Raw genomic sequence first — 17,281 nt, forward strand, 5'->3', positions numbered from 1 at the left:
CGAGCGGGCGGGACGGGCCGCCCGCTCGTGGCGACGGGCGGGCTCATCCCCCGAGGGGACGCTCGGGCCCATCCGTCGGGGTGACCGACGAGGTCCTCTGGGGGTGAGGGTCGGGCCCGCTCTTCGGGTGACGGACGAGGTCCCCTGGGGGACGTCCGGGGCCCGCCCCCGGTGACGGGTCCCGGGTGTGGCGCCCGCGACTGAGTACGTACGGTCGTCGCTCTGAGTACGGGGCCCGATTCCGGCCCGCCCCCGTCGGTGGTCGACTGGGGGCATGACGACGGCTACCGGCAACCGCGCCCACCACGACCCGACCTGGTGGAAGGCGCCCCTCGCGGCGACGCTTCCCGGACTCCCGCTTCTGGTGGGCGAGTTCGCGTTCTTCGCCGCCGAGGGCTACACCAGCGGGTTCGAGACGATGATCGCCCTGGCCGCCGTGCTGCTCGCGCTCGCCTGGGTGCCGCCGTACCGCCGCTCCCTGCGGACCCTGCGGACGACCCTCGCGGTCACCTCCCTCGTGGTGCTCGCCGCCCCGTGGGCGCTGGTCCTGATGATGGGCCTGGCGATGTCCTCCGGCTGACCCCTGGGCCCCTGACCCCTGGGCCCTTGACCCCCGGGTCCCGCCCTCCTCGCGCCCCCGACCCAGGCCCTGTCCTCCCCTTCCCTCCCCTCCCCTCCGTTCGGTCAGGGTTGCTCGGGGAAGTGGCAGGCCACCTCCCTCGGTTCGCCCGGGGCGAGCGGGCGGAGGGCCGGGGCCTCGGTGCGGCAGATCGCCTGCGCCTTCGGGCAGCGCGGGTGGAAGGTGCAGCCCGGTGGGGGAGCGGCGGGGCTGGGCGGATCGCCGAGGAGCGTGATGCGTTCCCGGGTCCGCTCCGCCGCCGGGTCCGGCAGGGGTACGGCGGAGAGCAGCGCCCGCGTGTAGGGGTGGGCGGGGGCTCCGTACACCCGGTCCTTCGCGCCGATCTCGACGATCCGGCCCAGGTACATCACGGCGACCCGGTCGCAGACGCGCTTCACCACCGACAGGTCGTGGGCGATGAAGAGGTAGGCGAGGCCGAGTTCGTCCTGGAGCCGTTCCATCAGGTTGACGATCTGCGCCTGGACGGAGACGTCGAGCGCCGAGACGGGCTCGTCGGCGACGACGAGCCGGGGGCCGGGGGCGAGCGCGCGGGCGATGCCGATGCGCTGTGCCTGGCCGCCGGAGAACTCGTGCGGGCGCCGGTCGGCGTGTTCGGGGATGAGCCCGACGAGCTCCATCAGCTCCACCGCCCGCTTGCGCGCCTCCTCGGCCGAACTCCCTTGCACCAGCAGGGGTTCGGCGATGATCCGGGCCACCGACTGGCGGGGGTTGAGGGAGGAGTGGGGGTCCTGGAAGACCATCTGGATCTCGCGGCGGAGCGGCTTCATCCCCCGCTGGGAGAGGTGGGCGATGGGGCGGCCGTCGTACTCGACGGAGCCCGCGGTCGGTTCCAGGAGCCGGACGATCATCCGGCCGGTGGTCGACTTGCCGCAGCCGGACTCGCCGACCAGGCCCAGGGTCTCGCCGGCCGCCAGGTCGAAGCCGACGCCGTCGACGGCGCGCACGGGCGCCGAGCGCCGGCGGCCCGGGAAGGTCATCGCCAGGTCCCGGACCCGCAGCAGCGGCGGTGCCGGGTCCGTACCGGGCGGGGTGGTGGTGGTCACGGGGCGATTCCTTCGTACGCGGGAGAGGCCGGGAAGGCCGGGAAGGCCGCGAAGTGGCAGGCGGCGGTGTGCCCTTGGGGGCCGCCGAGCGCGGGCCGCTCGTGGGCGCAGAGGTTCCGCTCCTCCGGCGTGCCGGCGGCCGCGCGGGCGCAGCGGGGCGCGAAGGCGCAGCCGGGCGCGGGGTCGAGCAGGGACGGCGGGCTGCCGGGGATGGCGTGGAGCGGTACGTCGTCGGGGTCGTCGAGGCGGGGGAGGGAGTCGAGCAGCCCGCGGGTGTACGGGTGGGCGGGCGCGGCGAACAGGGTGTCGACCGGGGCCTGTTCGGCGGCGCGGCCGCCGTACATCACGAGCACCTCGTGGGCGACCCGGGCCACCACGCCGAGGTCGTGGGTGATCATGACCACGGAGAGCCGGCGCTCCTGCTGGAGGCGGGCGAGGAGGTCGAGGATCTGGGCCTGCACGGTGACGTCGAGCGCGGTGGTCGGTTCGTCGGCGATGAGCAGGTCGGGTTCGCAGACCAGCGCCATCGCGATCATGACCCGCTGGCGCATGCCGCCGGAGAACTGGTGCGGGTACTCCCCGGCCCGGCGTCCGGGTTCGGGGATGCCGACCTCGGCGAGCGCCTCGACGGCGCGGGCGCGGGCGGCGGCCCTGCGGGTGCCGAAGTGGACGCGGTGGTGTTCGGCGATCTGTTCGCCGACCGTGTAGTACGGGTGGAGGCTGGAGAGCGGGTCCTGGAAGATCATCGCCATTCGTCGGCCGCGCAGCCGGTTGAGCTCCCGGTCGGGCAGGCCGACGAGTTCGCGGCCGTCGAGGGCGACGGAGCCGGTGACCTCGGCGCCGGTGTGCAGGCCCATGACGGCGAGCGAGGTCACGGACTTGCCGGAGCCCGACTCGCCGACGATGCCGAGGGTGCGGCCGTGCGGTACGTCGAAGGAGAGGGAGTCCACGGCACGGACGGGGCCGCGCGGGGTGGGGAAGGTGACGCTGAGGTCCCGTACGGTCAGGAGCGGGGTGGGGTCGGCCATCAGTACCTCACTCGCGGGTCGACGACGGCGTACAGCAGGTCCACGGCCAGGTTGGCGACGACGATGAAGGTGGCCGCGAGCAGCGTCACCCCGAGGATGACGGGCTGGTCGCCGGTGGTGAGGGCGCCGTAGAAGAGGCGTCCGATGCCGGGGAGTCCGAAGAGCGACTCGGTGATGACGGCGCCGGCGAGGAGTCCGCCGAGGTCCATCCCGAAGAGGGTGAGGACCGGCGTCATGCCGGCCCGCAGACCGTGCTTGACGACGACCGTGCGGCGCGGCAGGCCCTTGGCGCGGGCCGTGCGGATGTACGGCTCCGCCATGGACTCGATCATCGCGCCGCGGCTCTGCCGGGCGTACATGGCGGCGTACAGGATCGCCAGTGCCAGCCACGGGAGGAGCAGGTTGGAGGCCCAGGACAGCGGGTCGGAGGTGAAGGGGACGTACTGCGGGTAGGGCAGCAGGCCGGTGAGCCGGATCATCCCGTAGATGAGGAGGACGGAGGTGAAGTAGACGGGCAGGGAGGCGGCGGCGACCGCGCCGATCATGAGGGCCCGGTCGGTGAGGGTGTCCTTGCGGAGCGCCGCGGTGACGCCGGCCGACAGGCCGAGGGCCAGCCAGAGGACGGCGGCGCCGACCGCGAGCGAGGCGGAGACGGGCAGCCGGTCGACGAGCAGGTCCCAGACGCCCTCGCTGTTCTCGTACGAGTAGCCGAGGCAGGGGAAGTCGCAGTGCAGGGCGTACCGGCCGGTGCCCATGGTCCGGCCGGTGAAGATCCCGGTGACGAAGTCGGCGAACTGGCGCCAGACGGGGGCGTCCAGGCCCATGTGGGCGCGGATCGCCTCCAGGCGTTCGTCGCTGCACGCCTTGCCGCAGGCGGCGGCGGCCGGGTCGGAGGGGAGGACGTAGAAGATGGTGAAGGTGACGGCGGCGATGGCGAGGAGCACGCCGAGCACGCCGAGGAGCCGGCGGCCGAGGTAGAGGATCACGTACGGCTCCCCCGGGGGTCGAGGACGTCGCGCAGCGCGTCGCCGAGGAGCGTGAAGGCGAGCACGGTGAGGAAGAGGCAGAGGCTGGGGACGAGGAAGTACATGGGGTCCGTGTCGTAGTAGGCGACGCTCTCGGCGATCATCTGGCCCCAGGACGGGGTCGGCGGGCGGACCCCGACGCCGAGGTAGCTCAGCGCGGCCTCGGTGGCGATCATGCCGGGGACCATCAGCGTGGTGTACGCGATGACCGGCCCCGCGACGCCCGGGAGGATGTCGCGGGCGAGGATCCGCCAGGGTCCCGAGCCGCCGACGCGGGCGGCGTCGACGTACTCGCGGTGTTTGAGGGAGAGGGTCTGGCCGCGGACGACCCGGGCGACGCCGGGCCAGCCGAAGAGGCCGATGACGAGGGTCATGAGCAGGGTCCGGTCGACGTCCCTGGCCACCGACATCATGGCGATCATGAAGATGAGGGAGGGGAAGGACATCGTGAGGTCCATGAGCCGAGAGAGGACCGTGTCGGTGCGGCCGCCGAAGTAGCCGGCGGCGATGCCGGCGGTGGTGCCGGCGAGGACGACGATCGCGGTGGCGGCGAAGGCGATGAGCAGGGAGACCTGGGCGCCGTGCACGACCCGGGCGAACAGGTCGCGGCCGGTGACGGGTTCGACGCCGAGCCAGTGGTCGGCGGAGACGCCGCCGAGCGGCCCGATCGGCAGTCCGCCGAGGTACGGGTCGACGGCGGACTTGTCGAACTCCTCGGGGCCCCAGCCGCCCAGCGCGGCGATCAGCGGGGCGGCCGCGGTCATCACCGCGAAGAGGGCGACGACGGCGAGCGAGACCTTGAGGGAGGCGCGGCGGCGCAGCTCCGCGCGGACGAGCCGCCAGGCCCCGTCGCCCGGGTGGACCGGAGGGGTGGTCGTGGTCGTGGTCATGGGAGGGGCGTCCTTCAGTCCGTGCTCTTCGACGGGTCCTTGAGGCCGACGGTCGCGTAGTCGATCTGTCCGCCCCAGGAGGTGTGGCCGTAGGCGCCGGCGACGTTGGTGCCGACGAGGAGGGAGCGGCGCTTGGTGGCGGCGGGGGCGACGGGGGCCTTGGCGAGGATCTGTCCGTCGAGCTCCTGCCAGGCCTTGTTGGCGGCGGCGCCGTCGGTCATGGCGGCGATCTCGTCCATCCGCTTCATGGTGGCGTCGTCGCGGAAGAGGGAGTGGTTGCCGGAGTTGCCCTTCTCCTTGATGTAGCGCCCGTCGAAGACGAAGGGGAGGAAGGTGGTGCCGGAGGGGAAGTCGGGGCACCAGCCGGTGTAGACGAGGTCGGTGCGGCTCTTGGTGTCGCCGATGGTGTCGTAGAAGGCGGACGGGTCGACGGTGTCGATGGTGACCTTGATGCCGGCCTTGCCGAGGGACTGCTGGACGGCCTCGCCGATGGCCTTGTCGTTCGTGGAGACGGTGAGGCGGGTGGAGAAGCCGTCGGGCTTCCCGGCCTCCTTGAGCAGTGCCTTGGCCTTCTCGGGGTCGCCGGAGAGCGGGATCTTCAGGGTGTCGGGCTGCTTGCCGCCGGCGAAGAGGGCGCCGGGCATGGCGGCGCTGGAGGAGTCGGTGACGGCCGGGCCGCCGGCGGCGGTGACGATCGCCTCCCGGTCGAGGGCGTACTGGACGGCCTGGCGGACCTTCGGGTCGTCGAAGGGGGCGCGGCCGGTGTGCATCTGGAGCATCTCGGTGCAGCTGCTGGACTCGGCGAGCATCCGGGCCTTGACGTCGGCCTTGGTGAGGACCTTGGAGAGGGACTCGGGGCGGAGCTGGGCCCAGGAGACCGCGGAGGCGTCGGTGCCGGAGGAGGCGATGAGGCGGTCGTCGATCTGGTTGCCCTTGAGGCCCATGGTGACGACGATCCGGTCCGGGTACGCCTTGCGGACGGAGTCGCTCTTCGGGTCCCAGTGGGTGTTGCGGACGAGGACCAGCTGCTTGTCGCGGGCGTAGGTCTCGATCTTGTACGGCCCCGAGGAGAACGGGCGGTTGTCGTACTGGGGGCCCTTGTCCTGCTTCGGGGGCACCGGGGCGAAGGTCGGCAGGGTGGCGGCGAAGGGGAACTCGGCGAAGGGCCGGTCGAGTTCGAAGACGATCGTGCGGGCGTCGGGGGTCTTCACCGAGTCGAGGTGTCCGCCCTGGGCGGGGCCCTGGTAGCCCTTGGCGCCGGCGAGGTAGCGGGCCGCGTAGTCGGGGCCGCCGGGCAGGTCGGGGGAGAAGGACCGCTCGACGTTGTGCTTGACGTCCTGGGAGGTGATCGGGGTGCCGTCCTCGTACTTCAGGCCGGGCTTGAGGCGGAAGGTCCAGGTCCTGGCGCCGTCGGAGGGGGTGCCGAGGTCCTCGGCCAGGTCGGGCACCAGCTCGCTTCCCTTGGCGCCGGGCTCGGCCCGGTAGGTGACGAGGGTGCGGTAGAGCAGCCGGGTGCCGAAGTCCATGTCGGGCATGACCCAGTTGCGGGCCGGGTCGAGGTGGGTGAAGTCCTGGTTGGACAGGACGGTGAGGGTGCCGCCCTGGCGCGGGGTGCCGCCGAGGACCGCGCCGGCGTTGGCGGCGGCGGGGTTCTTCCGCTCGGAGCCGTCGGCCTTGCCGCCGGACGGGCCGCCGGAACAGGCCGCGAGGCCGAGGGTCAGGGTCGACACCAGGGCGATGGCCAGGGTGGAGGTGCGCTTGTTCATGGGTCACTCCGAGGAGAGCGGAAGAGCGGATCGGACAGCCAGAGCGGCCGGAATGTGACCCGTAACATAGTAATGTGAAATTGCACTGACAAGGTGTGGGATCCCGCTCGGCCCGTCCGTTACCCATCCGTGTCCCTCCAGGAGCCTCCTTGCACCCCGCGTACGCCACCGCCGACCACACCTTCACCGTCCCCCTCGACCACGCCCGCCCCGACGGCCCCACCCTGGAGGTCTTCGCCCGCGAGGTCGCCGACCCCGCCCGCGCCGACGAGGAACTGCCCTGGCTGCTCTACCTCCAGGGCGGGCCCGGCGGTAAGTCCCCCCGCCCCACGCTCGGTTCGCCCGGCTGGCTGCCGCACGCCCTGAAGACCCACCGGGTCCTCCTGCTCGACCAGCGCGGCACCGGCCGCTCCACCCCCGTCACCGCCCGCGCGGCCGCCCGCTTCGCCGACCCCGCCCGGCTCGCCGCCCACCTCGGCCACTTCCGGGCGGACGCCATCGTCGACGACGCCGAACTGATCCGCCGCCGCCTCTGCGGCGACACCCCCTGGGAGACCCTCGGCCAGAGCTACGGCGGCTTCCTCACCCTCACCTACCTTTCCCGCGCGCCCGAAGGGCTGCGCGCCTGCTACGTCACCGGGGGCCTGCCCGGCCTCACCGCCACCGCCGACGAGGTCTACGCCCGCACCTACCCGCGCGTGCGCGACCGCTGCCGGGAGTACTACGCCCGCTATCCCGAGGACGCCGGCCGGCTCCGCCGGATCGCCGGCCTCCTCGACGCCGGCGACGTCCGCCTCCCCGACGGCGACCGGCTCACCGTCCGCCGGCTGCGCACCCTCGGCCTCGCCCTCGGCATGGGCGACGGCTTCGAGCGCCTCCACTGGCTCCTCGACGAGGCGCTCGACGCCGACGGCGCGCCCGGCGACACCTTCCTGCACCAGGTCGCGACCCTGACCGGGCACGTCGAGGCCCCGCTCTTCGCCGTCCTCCAGGAGAGCCTGTACGGGCAGGGCGCCGGGCCCACCGGCTGGGCCGCGCACCGGGCCCTCGCCGACCACCCCGAGTTCGCCGAGGACGCCGGGACCCTGCTGCTCACCGGGGAGATGATGTACCCCTGGATGTTCCGCGAGATCGCCGGACTGCGGCCCTTCGCCGAGGCCGCCGAGCTGCTCGCCGCGCGCGCCGACTGGCCGCGGCTGTACGACCCCGCGCGCCTCGCCGCCAACCGGGTGCCGCTCGCCGCCGCCGTCTACCACGACGACGTGTACGTGGACGCCGGGCTCTCCCTCGACACCGCGCGCCGGATCGGCTCCGCCCGCGTCTGGGTCACCAGCGAATGGGAGCACGACGGCCTCGCCGCCTCCGGCGGCCGGGTCCTCGCCCGGCTCATGGACATGGCCTCGGGCCGGGCGTGAGCCCGGCCTCCACCACCCTGTTTGCGCGGGAGCTGCAACGGACTGTCATTCTCTTGCGGAGCTTGCGCTAGCCTTGCGCGCATGACGCGACGACTTGCTCAAGTGGCGAAGAAGGTGGGGGTCAGCGAGGCGACGGTCAGCCGGGTCCTCAACGGCAAGCCCGGGGTGTCCGAGGCGACCCGGCAGTCGGTCCTCACCGCCCTGGACGTGCTCGGCTACGAGCGGCCCACCCAGCTCAGGGGCGAGCGCGCCCGACTCGTCGGACTCGTCCTGCCCGAGCTGCAGAACCCCATCTTCCCCGCCTTCGCCGAAGTCATCGGAGGCGCGCTCGCCCAGCAGGGGCTCACCCCCGTGCTCTGCACCCAGACCAAGGGCGGCGTCTCCGAGGCCGACTACGTGGACCTCCTCCTCCAGCAGCAGGTCTCCGGCGTGGTCTTCGCCGGCGGGCTCTTCGCGCAGGCCGACGCCCCGCACGACCACTACCACCAGCTCGCCGAGCGCAACATCCCGGTCGTCCTCGTCAACGCCTCCATCGAGGGCCTCGACTTCCCCTGCGTGGCCTGCGACGACGCCGTCGCCGTCGAGCAGGCCTGGCGCCACCTCTCCTCCCTCGGCCACGAGCGGATCGGGCTCCTGCTCGGCCCCGCCGACCACGTGCCCTCCCGCCGGAAGCTGCGGGCCGCCCACGCCGCCGCCGAGGCGCTCGGCGCCCCGCTCCCCGACGAGCGCGTCGTCCGCTCGATCTTCTCCCTCGAAGGCGGTCAGGCCGCCGCCAACCGCCTGCTCGAACAGGGTGTCACCGGCATCGTCTGCGCCAGCGACCCGCTCGCCCTGGGGGCCATCCGGGCCGCCCGCCGGCGCGGACTCGCCGTCCCCGGGGACGTCTCGGTGGTCGGCTTCGACGACTCGGCGTTCATGAACTGCACCGAGCCGCCGCTCTCCACCGTCCGCCAGCCCATCGAGGCGATGGGCCGGGCCGCCGTCGAGCTGCTCTGCGCCCAGATCCAGGGCGTCCACTCGCACCCCGGTGAGCTGCTCTTCGAGCCCGAACTGGTGGTGCGCGGCTCGACGGCGCCGCCGGCGGACCGCGCGTAGCGGAGGGCGGCCCCGCCGCCGTGTGCCCGTGCGGTTGCGTTGAACCATCGATTACTTGTGGGGCCTGCGCGCTCTTTTGCGTTCAGCTCTCGAAGGCGGCCGAGCGACCGCGGGGCGTGGAGGTCACCACCCGAAACGGCGGTCCACGACGACCGCGAACTCCTCGAAGCTGAGGAGACGGTCGCCGTTCTGGTCCGCCGCGTCGAACAGGGCGGCGGACTCGTCGTCGCCGCCCACGCCCCAGGCGGGGAGCACCCCGTGCGCCGCGAGCGTGGGCCCCTTCGCGCGCAGGGCGAGAACGACCTCGGCGAGGGTCAGCGTGCCGTCCTGGTCGAGATCGAGCGCGTCGAAGAGGACGCGGGCCTTGTCGCTCATGGCATGTCCTTGCGTGGAGGTGGCCGGCTTCGTGTGGGGGAGGACGCTCCGGCGGCCGCACGGGTTGCCTGGCCCCTTTACCGGCCCGTTGCCTAGGCTCTCTCCCATGGTGAAGCCCTCGATTCCCTCCGCCCCCGAGTTGCTCGTCCTGCACGCCGTACGGCTGCGGGGCATGACCACGGAGGGGGAGGCCGCGGAACGCTTCGGTCTCGATCCGGAGGCCGTGGGCGAGCTGCTGCTCGATCTCCAGGCGTACGGGCGGGTCACCCGCTCCTCCTTCGCCGGTTCCTCCGGCTGGAGCCTGACCGACCGGGGGCGGGCGGAGGGGGAGCGGCTGCTGGCCGAGGAGCTGGCCGGGGCGGGGCTCGAAGACTTCGTGCGGGAGCGGTACGCGACCTTCCTCGCGTACAACGCCCGCTGCCTGACGGCCTGCACCGACTGGCAGCTGCGGCCCGACGGCAGCGGGCGGCTGGCCGTCAACACCCACGGGGACGCGGCCTGGGACGGGCGTGTCCTCGACGAGCTGACCGTGCTCGGCGGGGTCATCGACACCGTCTCCGCCGAGCTGGGCGCCCTGCTGCCGCGGTTCGGCGGCTACGGCGAGCGCTTCACCGGCGCGCTCGCGCGGGTGCGGCGCGGTGAGCTGTCCTGGGTGGACCGCCCGCGCGCCGACTCCTGCCACACCGTCTGGATGGAGCTTCACGAGGACCTGCTCGCCACCCTGGGCATCCGCCGCGGCGAGGAGCCCATCCCGTAGGCCAGGACGAAGGTGACGGTGATCAGGAGGGCCCAGGCGCCGAACTTGGCGACCGAGACGGGCTGCCAGCCGTCGAGCTGGTCGGGATAGCTCCAGGCGCCGGCGTAGGTGGCGGCGTTCTCGGCGATCCAGAGGAAGAAGCCGATGAGGACGAAGGAGAGGGCCAGCGGCATCCGGTGGTCCCGGTCGCCGACGCGGAAGCGGACCCAGGTGCCGGCGGTGGCGAGGAGCAGCAGCGCGGCGAGGAGCCAGCGGGCGTCCGGCAGCCAGTGGTGGCTGAAGAAGTTGAGGTAGACCGCCCCGGCGAGGACCGCCATGGCGCGCGGCCGGTAGCCGCTGAGCCGCAGGTCGAACAGGCGCCAGGCGCGGCAGACGTAGCTGCCGACGGCCGCGTACAGGAAGCCGCCGTAGAGGGGGACGCCGCCGAACTTGGTGACCGCGTCCTCCGGGTAGCTCCAGGAGCCCATGCGGACCTTGACCAGCTCGAAGACCAGGCCGATCAGATGGCAGACGGCGATGACCAGGACGTCCCGCCCGCCGTCCCAGCCGAGCCGCCACGCCAGCACGGTGAGCGCGATGCCGTAGCCGAGGAGCAGGTCGTAGCGGGCGACGGGCAGTTCGGGCAGGAGCGCCGAGACCGCGATGCCGCCGACGAGCGCCACGGCGAAGGCGCAGCAGCGCGCCTCCAGGAGGGCGAAGCGCAGGAGCTGGTGGAAGCCGTGCGTGAGCCGGTCCCGGGGGGTGTCCTTGGGCGAGTCCATGCGGGAGGGGACGCGCCCGCGCACGTGTGCGGTTTCCTGGCGGCGGGACCGGTCAGTGGTGGTCGTGGTGGTGGGCGCAGCGCGGGGCGGTGAGCAGGCGGCGGACCATGTCGCCGGCCTCCGTGGCGTCGCGGGCCTCGCCGGGGAAGAGGAGGCGGAGGTCGCAGTGGCCCTCGCCGTACTCGCAGCGCAGGGACACGGCGTGCCGGTCGATGGCGAGGGGGAGGGCGCGGACGGCACCGTGGGGGAGGCGGGATCCGGCGAGGACGACGAGGTCGGAGACGAGGTCGGGGTGGGCGTCGGCGAGGTGGGTGAGGAGGGCGGCCTCTTCGAGGGCGAGCGGGTCGGGGGCGGCGAGGGTGTACGCGCCGGGGGCGACCTCCTCGGTCCCGGTGCCGGTGCGCAGGGTGACGCGGGCGAGGTCGAGGCGGAGCGAGCCGGGGTCGCCGGGGGCGGCGGGGGTGAGCCGGCCGGTGAGGGTGACGCGGGCGCGGACCCGGTCGCGGAGGGCGGTCGGGGCGATGTCGGTGAGGTCGAGCCGGGCGTCGAGGGTGCCGAGCGGGGCGCGGGCGAGGTGGTCGGAGAGCGGGGTGTCGGCGGGCGGGTGGAGGGTGATCCGGCCCCGGGCGCCGACGGTGTGGGCGCCGAGGAGGTCGTAGGTCTGGCCGTCGAGGGTCAGGGAGAGGGAGATGGCCCGGGCCAGGACGGAGCGGACCTGTTCCGCGGCGGTCTGCTGGGGCAGGGCGGGGGAGGGGGCGACGCTCACGGGGACTCTCCTCGATCGGATTTAGGTAAGGCTAACCTAACCATTCCCTGTCGGTGGTGTCCAGGACCCCTGGAAACGGAGGGATTTCGGGTGTTGTCGGCACCCACCGCTACTGTGCGTGGCACGGATCGGACGAGTACATGCGGAGGGGCCGTGCGCCGTTGGGAGCACGCCGGGGACGGCGCGGGGAAGTTCTGGGAGGCCGGCGCCGAAGGGGCGTCGGTGACCGTCCGGTTCGGGCGGATCGGCACGGCGGGACAGACCCGCGTCAAGGAGTTCGGCACACCGGGGGAGGCCGCGTCGTACCTGCTCAAGACGGTCGGCGAGAAGGAGCGCAAGGGGTACGCCGCCGTCGGCGCCGGTGCCGGCACCGCGGTGGCCCCGCCGGCGGCCGGGGCCGCGCCCTCGCCTCCGCCGCCCGCGCCCGCCGCCGAAGTCCCCCTGGAGGAAAGGGACGAGGCCCCCGCCGTCCGCCCCGACGAGACCACCTTCGTCCTGCCCGAGGCCTGGAAGCGGAACCTCCGGCCGCGCCGCGGCGGCACCCCCGTACCGGTCACCCCGCCCGACGCGGACGCGCCCGCCCGGCTCGCCGAGTGGCGCTCCCGCTTCGCCGCCGAGATCGACCACGCCCTCGACTCGGGGCGCGGCGACGAGGCCCTCCTCACCGCCGCCCGCGCCCAGGACGCCGGCAGCCCCGACCCCGTCGGCGCCGCGGTCCTCGCCGCCCTCCTGCCCCAGGAGGCCGAGAGGGACACCGTCGTCGACGCCTGGGTCGTCACGCACGGACTGCCCTTCGCCGCCGTCGCCGCCGTCACGAACCTGGAATGCCGCCGCATCTGGGCGCAGGGCGCCCGGGGCAACGTCGTCGAGGGCGTCGAGCCCGCCCGCGAGGACGACCCCCAGTGGCACCAGGGCCAGGCCCACACCGCCCTCGACCGGGTCCGCGCCCTCCTCGCCGTCGCCGACGACGAGACCTACGCGGCCACCGTCACCGCCCTCGCCCGCCACCGGACCACGCCCCGCCGCCGCGTCGCCGTCTCCTATCTCGTGCCCACCGAGCACGCCTGGACCGACGAGTGCCTCGCCGACCCCGCCACCCGCGAACACGCGCAGAACCCGGTGCGGTCCATGCTCGTCCGCTCCGTCACCGCCGAGCAGACCGCCGCCTACGGAGGGAGCGTCGACCTCGGCTGGCGCGGCTGGGGGCCGGTCGCCGTCGCCACCGTCGCGGACGGCGCCGGCGCCGCCATGGCCCCCTTCCTCGCCGCCGAGACCAACCGCCAGTACCTCGGCACCGACGACCTCAAGGCGCTCGCCGCCGCCCTCGCCGAACTCCCCTCCGACGAGGCCTTCCAGGCCCTCCTCGACCGCGTCGGCGACAAGCACGTCCGCGCCGAACTGGCCGTGGCCGCCCGCCGCTTCCCCGTCCGCGCGCTCCGGCTCCTCGCCCCGGCCGCCCGCGCGACCACGCCCGAGAGCCCGCTGGTCCGCCGGATGCTCGCCGGGCACGTCGCCGCCCACCGCGCGCTCGCCCTCGACGTCCTGCCCGAACTGCCCGCCGAGGCCGCCGAGGTCGTCGAGCCGCTGACCCGCGCCCAGGACACCTCGGGCGACGCCGCCCCCGCCGACCTGCCGGTCCTTCTCACCGGCCCGCCGTGGACCGTACGGCGCCCCGCCGTCCCGACCCGGGTCGTCACCGGCCTCGTCGCGCCCGCCGGCACCCGGACCGTCTGGCGGGACGGGGAGCGGGAGGCCTGGGCCACCGCCGAGTCCTGGGTGACCGGCTGGCAGGCGTACGAGCCGCTGGACGTCCTCGTCGACAAGCTCCTCGGCGGCGACCTGCACGACTGGCACACCGTCGGCGTCCTCGTCAACGGGCCCGCCGACCGCGTCCGCCCCTTCCTCGCCGACTGGGACGGCATGGAGCACCTCTACGACGGTGCCGAGGTCTTCAAGCCGCTCGTCGCCGCCCATGAGGAGGCCGCCCTGCCGCCGCTCCTGCGCATGGCCCCGCCGCACCCCGCCCCCATGGCCGAGGTGCTGCTGCCCTACCTCGACGTCCGGGTCGCCCGCCTGATGGCGAACTGGCTGCACCGCCTCAAGACCGCCGGCCGCACCGCCCGCACCTGGCTGCTCCGCCACGGCACCGACGCCGCCCGGCTCCTCGTCCCGGACGCCGTCGGCGCCGCGGGACCCGGGCGGACCGCCGCCGAGGGCGCCCTCCGGGCGATCGTCGCCGCCCACGGCCCCGAGGCCGTCCGCGCCGCCGCCGGGGAGTACGGCGAGGAGGCCGCCCAGGCGGTCGAGGAACTCCTCGCCACCGACCCGCTGGTGACCGCACTGCCCGCCCGGATGCCCCAGCCCGCCGCCTGGATCGAGCCCCGCGTCCTGCCCCGGATCCGGCTGCGGACCGGCGCCACCCTCCCCGTGTCCGCCGTCGCCCACCTGCTCACCATGCTCGCCGTCTCCAGGCCGGGCGCCCCCTATCCCGGCCTCGCCGAGGTACGGGCGCTGTGCACGCCGGAGTCGCTCGCCGGGTTCGCCTGGGGCCTCTTCGAGGAGTGGCGGCTCGTCGGCATGCCGCCCAAGGAGGCGTGGACCCTGCACGCCCTCGGCTGGTTCGGCGACGACGGCACCGTGGGCGACCTCGCCCCCGTCGTCCGCGCCTGGCCCGGTGAGGGCGCCCACCACCGGGCCGTCGAGGCGCTCGACGTGCTCGCCGCCATCGGCACCGACAACGCCCTGCTCCACCTCCACGGCATCTCCCAGCGGGTCAGGTTCAAGGCGCTCAGGCAGCGTGCCCAGGAGAAGATCGCCGAGGTCGCCGACGACCTCGGCCTCACCGCCGAGCAGCTCGCCGACCGGCTCGTGCCCGACCTCGGCCTCGACGCCGACGGCAGCACCGTCGTCGACTACGGCGGCCGCCGCTTCACCGTCGGTTTCGACGAGGCCCTCAAGCCCTTCGTCCGCGACGCCGAGGGCCGCCCCCTCAAGGACCTCCCCAAGCCCGGTGCCCGCGACGCGACCGAGCGGGCCACCGCCGAGCGCAAGCGGTTCCTCGCGCTGAAGAAGGACGTCCGGACCATCGCCGCCGACCAGATCCGCCGCCTGGAGGCCGCCATGGTCGACGGCCGCACCTGGACCGGCGCCGAGTTCCGGCGGCTGTTCGTCGAGCACCCGCTCGTCTGGCACCTCGCCCGCCGCCTCGTCTGGAGCGTCGAGCGGGACGGCGTCACCACCGCCTTCCGGATCACCGGGGACCGCGGCTACGCCGACGCCGACCACGCCCTCCTCGCCGTCGCCGACGACGCCACCGTCACCCTCCCGCACCCGCTCCGCCTCACCGGCCGGCTCGACGTCTGGACCGAACTCCTCGCCGACCACGAGCTCGTCCAGCCCTTCCCCCAGCTGGCCCGGCCGGTCCACACCGCCACCGACGCGGACGCCGCCGGCGCCCGTCTCACCCGCTTCGAGGGCGCCACCGTCCCCGTCGGCCGCCTCCTCGGCCTCCAGAAGCGCGGCTGGGAGCGCGGCGTCCCGCAGGACGCGGGCGTCGAGCGCTGGTTCCACCGCCGCCTCGCGGCCGAGTGCCACCTCGTCATCCAGCTCGAACCCGGCATCGCCGTCGGCCTGATCGACGAGTACCCCGAGCAGACGCTGGAGACCGTCTGGCTGGACACCCACCCCGGCGACCACCGGTCGAGCCGCGCCTACCCGCTCCGTCTCGCCGACCTCGACCCCGTGGTCGTCTCCGAACTCCTCGCCGACCTCACGGAACTGACCTCGTGACGGCCGCCCGTCCCGGTCACCGTTCCCCGCCCCGGGGCCTGTTGGTCCGCCGGGTTCGGCCCCACCTGTGGTACTGCCTTACGAGGACATAAAGCTTTTGTCCCGTTTGGCGGGGAAAGGGGTCGTAGATGGCACAGGTCGGACAGGATCCGGGCGACGGAGAGAGAGCCGGCGAGGGCGGCGGCAAGGACGGGCGCGGCAAGGACGGGAGCGGGCGCGTGCTGCCGGTGACGGCGGACCTGCCCGACCTCCGCCACCGGCACCCCGCCCGTACCGACCCGGTCGTCTTCGGCGTCACCGCCGTCCTCACCCTCGCGTTCGTCGTCTGGGGCGCGACGGCCACGGGCAGCCTGGAGTCGGTCTCCAGCAGCCTCCTCGACGGTCTCATCCGGGACGGCGGCTGGGCGTTCATGCTGGCCGCCTCCGGCTTCGTCGTCTTCGCGCTCTGGCTGGCGATCAGCCGCTACGGCCGGATCACCCTCGGGCAGGAGGGCGAGGGCCCGGAGTTCCGCACGGTGTCCTGGATCGCCATGATGTTCAGCGCCGGCATGGGCATCGGCCTGATGTTCTACGGCGTGAGCGAACCGCTCGCCCACTACGGCACCCCGCCGCCCGGCACCTCCCCGGCCGACTCGGCCGAGCGGATGGAGACGGCGATGGCCACCACGCTCTTCCACTGGACGCTCCACCCGTGGGCGATCTACGCCGTCGTCGGCCTCGCCATCGCCTACTCGACCTTCCGCCGCCGGCGCCGGCAGACCATCAGCGCCGTCTTCGTGCCGCTGATGGGCAAGCGCCGGGCGCTCGGCGGGCCGGGCCGGGTCATCGACATCCTCGCCATCTTCGCCACCCTCTTCGGCTCCGCCGCCTCGCTCGGTCTCGGCGCGCTCCAGATCGGCAGCGGCGTGGAGGAGCTGGGCTGGATGGAGAAGACCGGCACGGGTCTGCTGGTCGGCATCATCGCCGTGCTCACCGTCGCCTTCGTGCTCTCCGCCGTCTCCGGCGTCGAGAAGGGCATCCAGTGGCTGTCCAACATCAACATGGTGCTCGCCCTGCTGCTCGCCGTCTTCGTCTTCGTCGCGGGCCCCACCATCATCGTGCTCGACCTGCTGCCGACCTCGATCGCCGCCTACGTCGGCGACCTGCCGCAGCTGGCCGGCCGCACCGAGGCCACCAGCGGCGAGGACATCCACGACTGGCTGGGCAGCTGGACCGTCTTCTACTGGGCGTGGTGGATCTCGTGGACGCCCTTCGTCGGCATGTTCATCGCCCGGATCAGCCGGGGCCGCACCATCCGCCAGTTCATCGGCGGCGTCATCCTGGTGCCGAGCGCGGTCAGCCTGGTCTGGTTCGCGATCTTCGGCGGTACGGCGATGCGGCTGAGCGAGCGGGGCGAGCTCGCGGGCGAGACGACGCCGGAGGGGCAGCTCTTCGGACTGCTCCAGGAGTTCCCGCTGACGGGCGTGATGAGCCTGCTGGTGATGGTCCTCGTCGGCATCTTCTTCGTCTCCGGCGCGGACGCCGCCTCCATCGTCATGGGCACCCTGTCGCAGCGCGGCGCGATGGAGCCGACGCGTCCGGTGGTGATCTTCTGGGGCGTGGTCACCGGCGCGGTCGCCGCGATCATGCTGCTGATCGGCGACGGGCAGGGCGACGCCCTGGCGGGCCTGCAGAACCTGACGATCCTGGTCGCCGCCCCGTTCGTCCTCGTCATGATCGGCATGTGCGTGGCCCTCATGCGGGACCTGCGCGAGGATCCGCTGATCGTGCGCGGGCAGGTCGGCGAGGAGGTCGTCGGGGTCGCGGTGATCGCCGGACACGAGCGGTACGACGGCGACTTCGAGCTGCGCATCGGGCCGGGCACCTCGGACGGCGCGCCCCCGGCCCCGCCGTCCCCGCCGGCGGGGACGGAGTCCCGCTGAACGGGCCGG

At 73.9% G+C, this 17,281-nt stretch carries 14 protein-coding genes; 6 read left to right on the forward strand and 8 right to left on the reverse strand.

The window, feature by feature from the left end:
* Positions 1-274: 274 nt before the first annotated feature.
* The gene (locus ACFQ8C_RS22930) at positions 275-580 is read left to right on the forward strand and encodes a hypothetical protein (protein WP_383460577.1); all 306 of its coding nucleotides are present in this window, start codon (positions 275-277) and stop codon (positions 578-580) included.
* 104 nt (positions 581-684) lie between these two features.
* Here ACFQ8C_RS22930 and ACFQ8C_RS22935 read toward each other — a convergent pair whose 3' ends face one another.
* From ACFQ8C_RS22935 to ACFQ8C_RS22955, 5 genes are all read right to left on the reverse strand, one after another.
* The gene (locus tag ACFQ8C_RS22935; RefSeq protein ID WP_383460647.1) at positions 685-1,617 is read right to left on the reverse strand and encodes an ABC transporter ATP-binding protein; all 933 of its coding nucleotides are present in this window, start codon (positions 1,615-1,617) and stop codon (positions 685-687) included.
* 62 nt (positions 1,618-1,679) lie between these two features.
* Positions 1,680-2,711: an ABC transporter ATP-binding protein gene (locus ACFQ8C_RS22940; protein ID WP_383460580.1), complete on the reverse strand. Its 1,032-nt coding sequence runs from the start codon at positions 2,709-2,711 to the stop codon at positions 1,680-1,682.
* Positions 2,711-3,697 carry an ABC transporter permease gene (locus ACFQ8C_RS22945; RefSeq protein ID WP_383460582.1) on the reverse strand — a complete coding sequence of 329 codons (987 nt, stop codon included), beginning with the start codon at positions 3,695-3,697 and terminating at the stop codon, positions 2,711-2,713. Before ACFQ8C_RS22945 ends, ACFQ8C_RS22940 begins: the two co-directional genes overlap by 1 nt.
* Positions 3,694-4,626 carry an ABC transporter permease gene (locus tag ACFQ8C_RS22950; RefSeq protein WP_383460585.1) on the reverse strand — a complete coding sequence of 311 codons (933 nt, stop codon included), beginning with the start codon at positions 4,624-4,626 and terminating at the stop codon, positions 3,694-3,696. Before ACFQ8C_RS22950 ends, ACFQ8C_RS22945 begins: the two co-directional genes overlap by 4 nt.
* A gap of 14 nt (positions 4,627-4,640) precedes the next feature.
* Positions 4,641-6,392: an ABC transporter substrate-binding protein gene (locus tag ACFQ8C_RS22955; protein WP_383460588.1), complete on the reverse strand. Its 1,752-nt coding sequence runs from the start codon at positions 6,390-6,392 to the stop codon at positions 4,641-4,643.
* Between the two features lie 149 nt (positions 6,393-6,541).
* Here ACFQ8C_RS22955 and ACFQ8C_RS22960 point away from each other — a divergent pair, with 149 nt between their 5' ends.
* Positions 6,542-7,807 (forward strand): alpha/beta fold hydrolase, encoded by a 1,266-nt coding sequence (locus ACFQ8C_RS22960; protein ID WP_383460591.1) that lies wholly within the window; start codon positions 6,542-6,544, stop codon positions 7,805-7,807.
* A gap of 81 nt (positions 7,808-7,888) precedes the next feature.
* Entirely contained in the window at positions 7,889-8,902 is a 1,014-nt protein-coding gene (locus tag ACFQ8C_RS22965; protein WP_383460594.1) for a LacI family DNA-binding transcriptional regulator, read from the forward strand.
* Between the two features lie 123 nt (positions 8,903-9,025).
* Here the strand turns inward: ACFQ8C_RS22965 and ACFQ8C_RS22970 are convergent, their stop codons facing one another.
* A complete protein-coding gene (locus ACFQ8C_RS22970) occupies positions 9,026-9,277 on the reverse strand; it encodes an EF-hand domain-containing protein (protein WP_383460597.1) in 252 nt (83 codons plus the stop codon).
* A 106-nt stretch (positions 9,278-9,383) separates the two neighbouring features.
* On the opposite strand from ACFQ8C_RS22970, the gene ACFQ8C_RS22975 reads away from it, so the two are divergent.
* Positions 9,384-10,034, forward strand: a complete 651-nt coding sequence (locus ACFQ8C_RS22975; protein WP_383460599.1) for a transcriptional regulator — start codon at positions 9,384-9,386, stop codon at positions 10,032-10,034.
* On the opposite strand, the gene ACFQ8C_RS22980 is transcribed toward ACFQ8C_RS22975, so the two are convergent.
* Together ACFQ8C_RS22980 and ACFQ8C_RS22985 are read right to left on the reverse strand one after the other, a co-directional pair.
* Complete coding sequence (locus tag ACFQ8C_RS22980) at positions 9,977-10,795, reverse strand: DUF817 domain-containing protein (protein WP_383460649.1); 819 nt, start codon at positions 10,793-10,795, stop codon at positions 9,977-9,979. The two genes, ACFQ8C_RS22975 and ACFQ8C_RS22980, sit on opposite strands and share 58 nt — an antisense overlap.
* 52 nt (positions 10,796-10,847) lie before the next feature.
* Positions 10,848-11,561 carry a DUF2470 domain-containing protein gene (locus tag ACFQ8C_RS22985; RefSeq protein WP_383460601.1) on the reverse strand — a complete coding sequence of 238 codons (714 nt, stop codon included), beginning with the start codon at positions 11,559-11,561 and terminating at the stop codon, positions 10,848-10,850.
* A gap of 153 nt (positions 11,562-11,714) precedes the next feature.
* On the opposite strand from ACFQ8C_RS22985, the gene ACFQ8C_RS22990 reads away from it, so the two are divergent.
* The gene (locus ACFQ8C_RS22990) at positions 11,715-15,350 is read left to right on the forward strand and encodes a DUF4132 domain-containing protein (RefSeq protein ID WP_383460604.1); all 3,636 of its coding nucleotides are present in this window, start codon (positions 11,715-11,717) and stop codon (positions 15,348-15,350) included.
* Between the two features lie 128 nt (positions 15,351-15,478).
* Complete coding sequence (locus ACFQ8C_RS22995) at positions 15,479-17,272, forward strand: BCCT family transporter (RefSeq protein ID WP_383460605.1); 1,794 nt, start codon at positions 15,479-15,481, stop codon at positions 17,270-17,272.
* Positions 17,273-17,281: the final 9 nt, after the last annotated feature.

Origin of the sequence: Streptomyces sp. NPDC056503 (assembly GCF_042794995.1) — a bacterium.
Classification (GTDB): domain Bacteria; phylum Actinomycetota; class Actinomycetes; order Streptomycetales; family Streptomycetaceae; genus Streptomyces.

Excerpts from the sequence above, each read along its gene's own strand:
- ACFQ8C_RS22995 (WP_383460605.1), top strand. The coding sequence starts at position 15,479 with ATGGCACAGGTCGGACAGGATCCGGGCGACGGAGAGAGAGCCGGCGAG.
- ACFQ8C_RS22970 (WP_383460597.1), bottom strand. The coding sequence starts at position 9,277 with ATGAGCGACAAGGCCCGCGTCCTCTTCGACGCGCTCGATCTCGACCAG.
- ACFQ8C_RS22930 (WP_383460577.1), top strand. The coding sequence starts at position 275 with ATGACGACGGCTACCGGCAACCGCGCCCACCACGACCCGACCTGGTGG.
- ACFQ8C_RS22965 (WP_383460594.1), top strand. The coding sequence starts at position 7,889 with ATGACGCGACGACTTGCTCAAGTGGCGAAGAAGGTGGGGGTCAGCGAG.
- ACFQ8C_RS22980 (WP_383460649.1), bottom strand. The coding sequence starts at position 10,795 with ATGGACTCGCCCAAGGACACCCCCCGGGACCGGCTCACGCACGGCTTC.
- ACFQ8C_RS22935 (WP_383460647.1), bottom strand. The coding sequence starts at position 1,617 with ATGACCTTCCCGGGCCGCCGGCGCTCGGCGCCCGTGCGCGCCGTCGAC.
- ACFQ8C_RS22950 (WP_383460585.1), bottom strand. The coding sequence starts at position 4,626 with ATGACCACGACCACGACCACCCCTCCGGTCCACCCGGGCGACGGGGCC.
- ACFQ8C_RS22940 (WP_383460580.1), bottom strand. The coding sequence starts at position 2,711 with ATGGCCGACCCCACCCCGCTCCTGACCGTACGGGACCTCAGCGTCACC.
- ACFQ8C_RS22975 (WP_383460599.1), top strand. The coding sequence starts at position 9,384 with ATGGTGAAGCCCTCGATTCCCTCCGCCCCCGAGTTGCTCGTCCTGCAC.
- ACFQ8C_RS22955 (WP_383460588.1), bottom strand. The coding sequence starts at position 6,392 with ATGAACAAGCGCACCTCCACCCTGGCCATCGCCCTGGTGTCGACCCTG.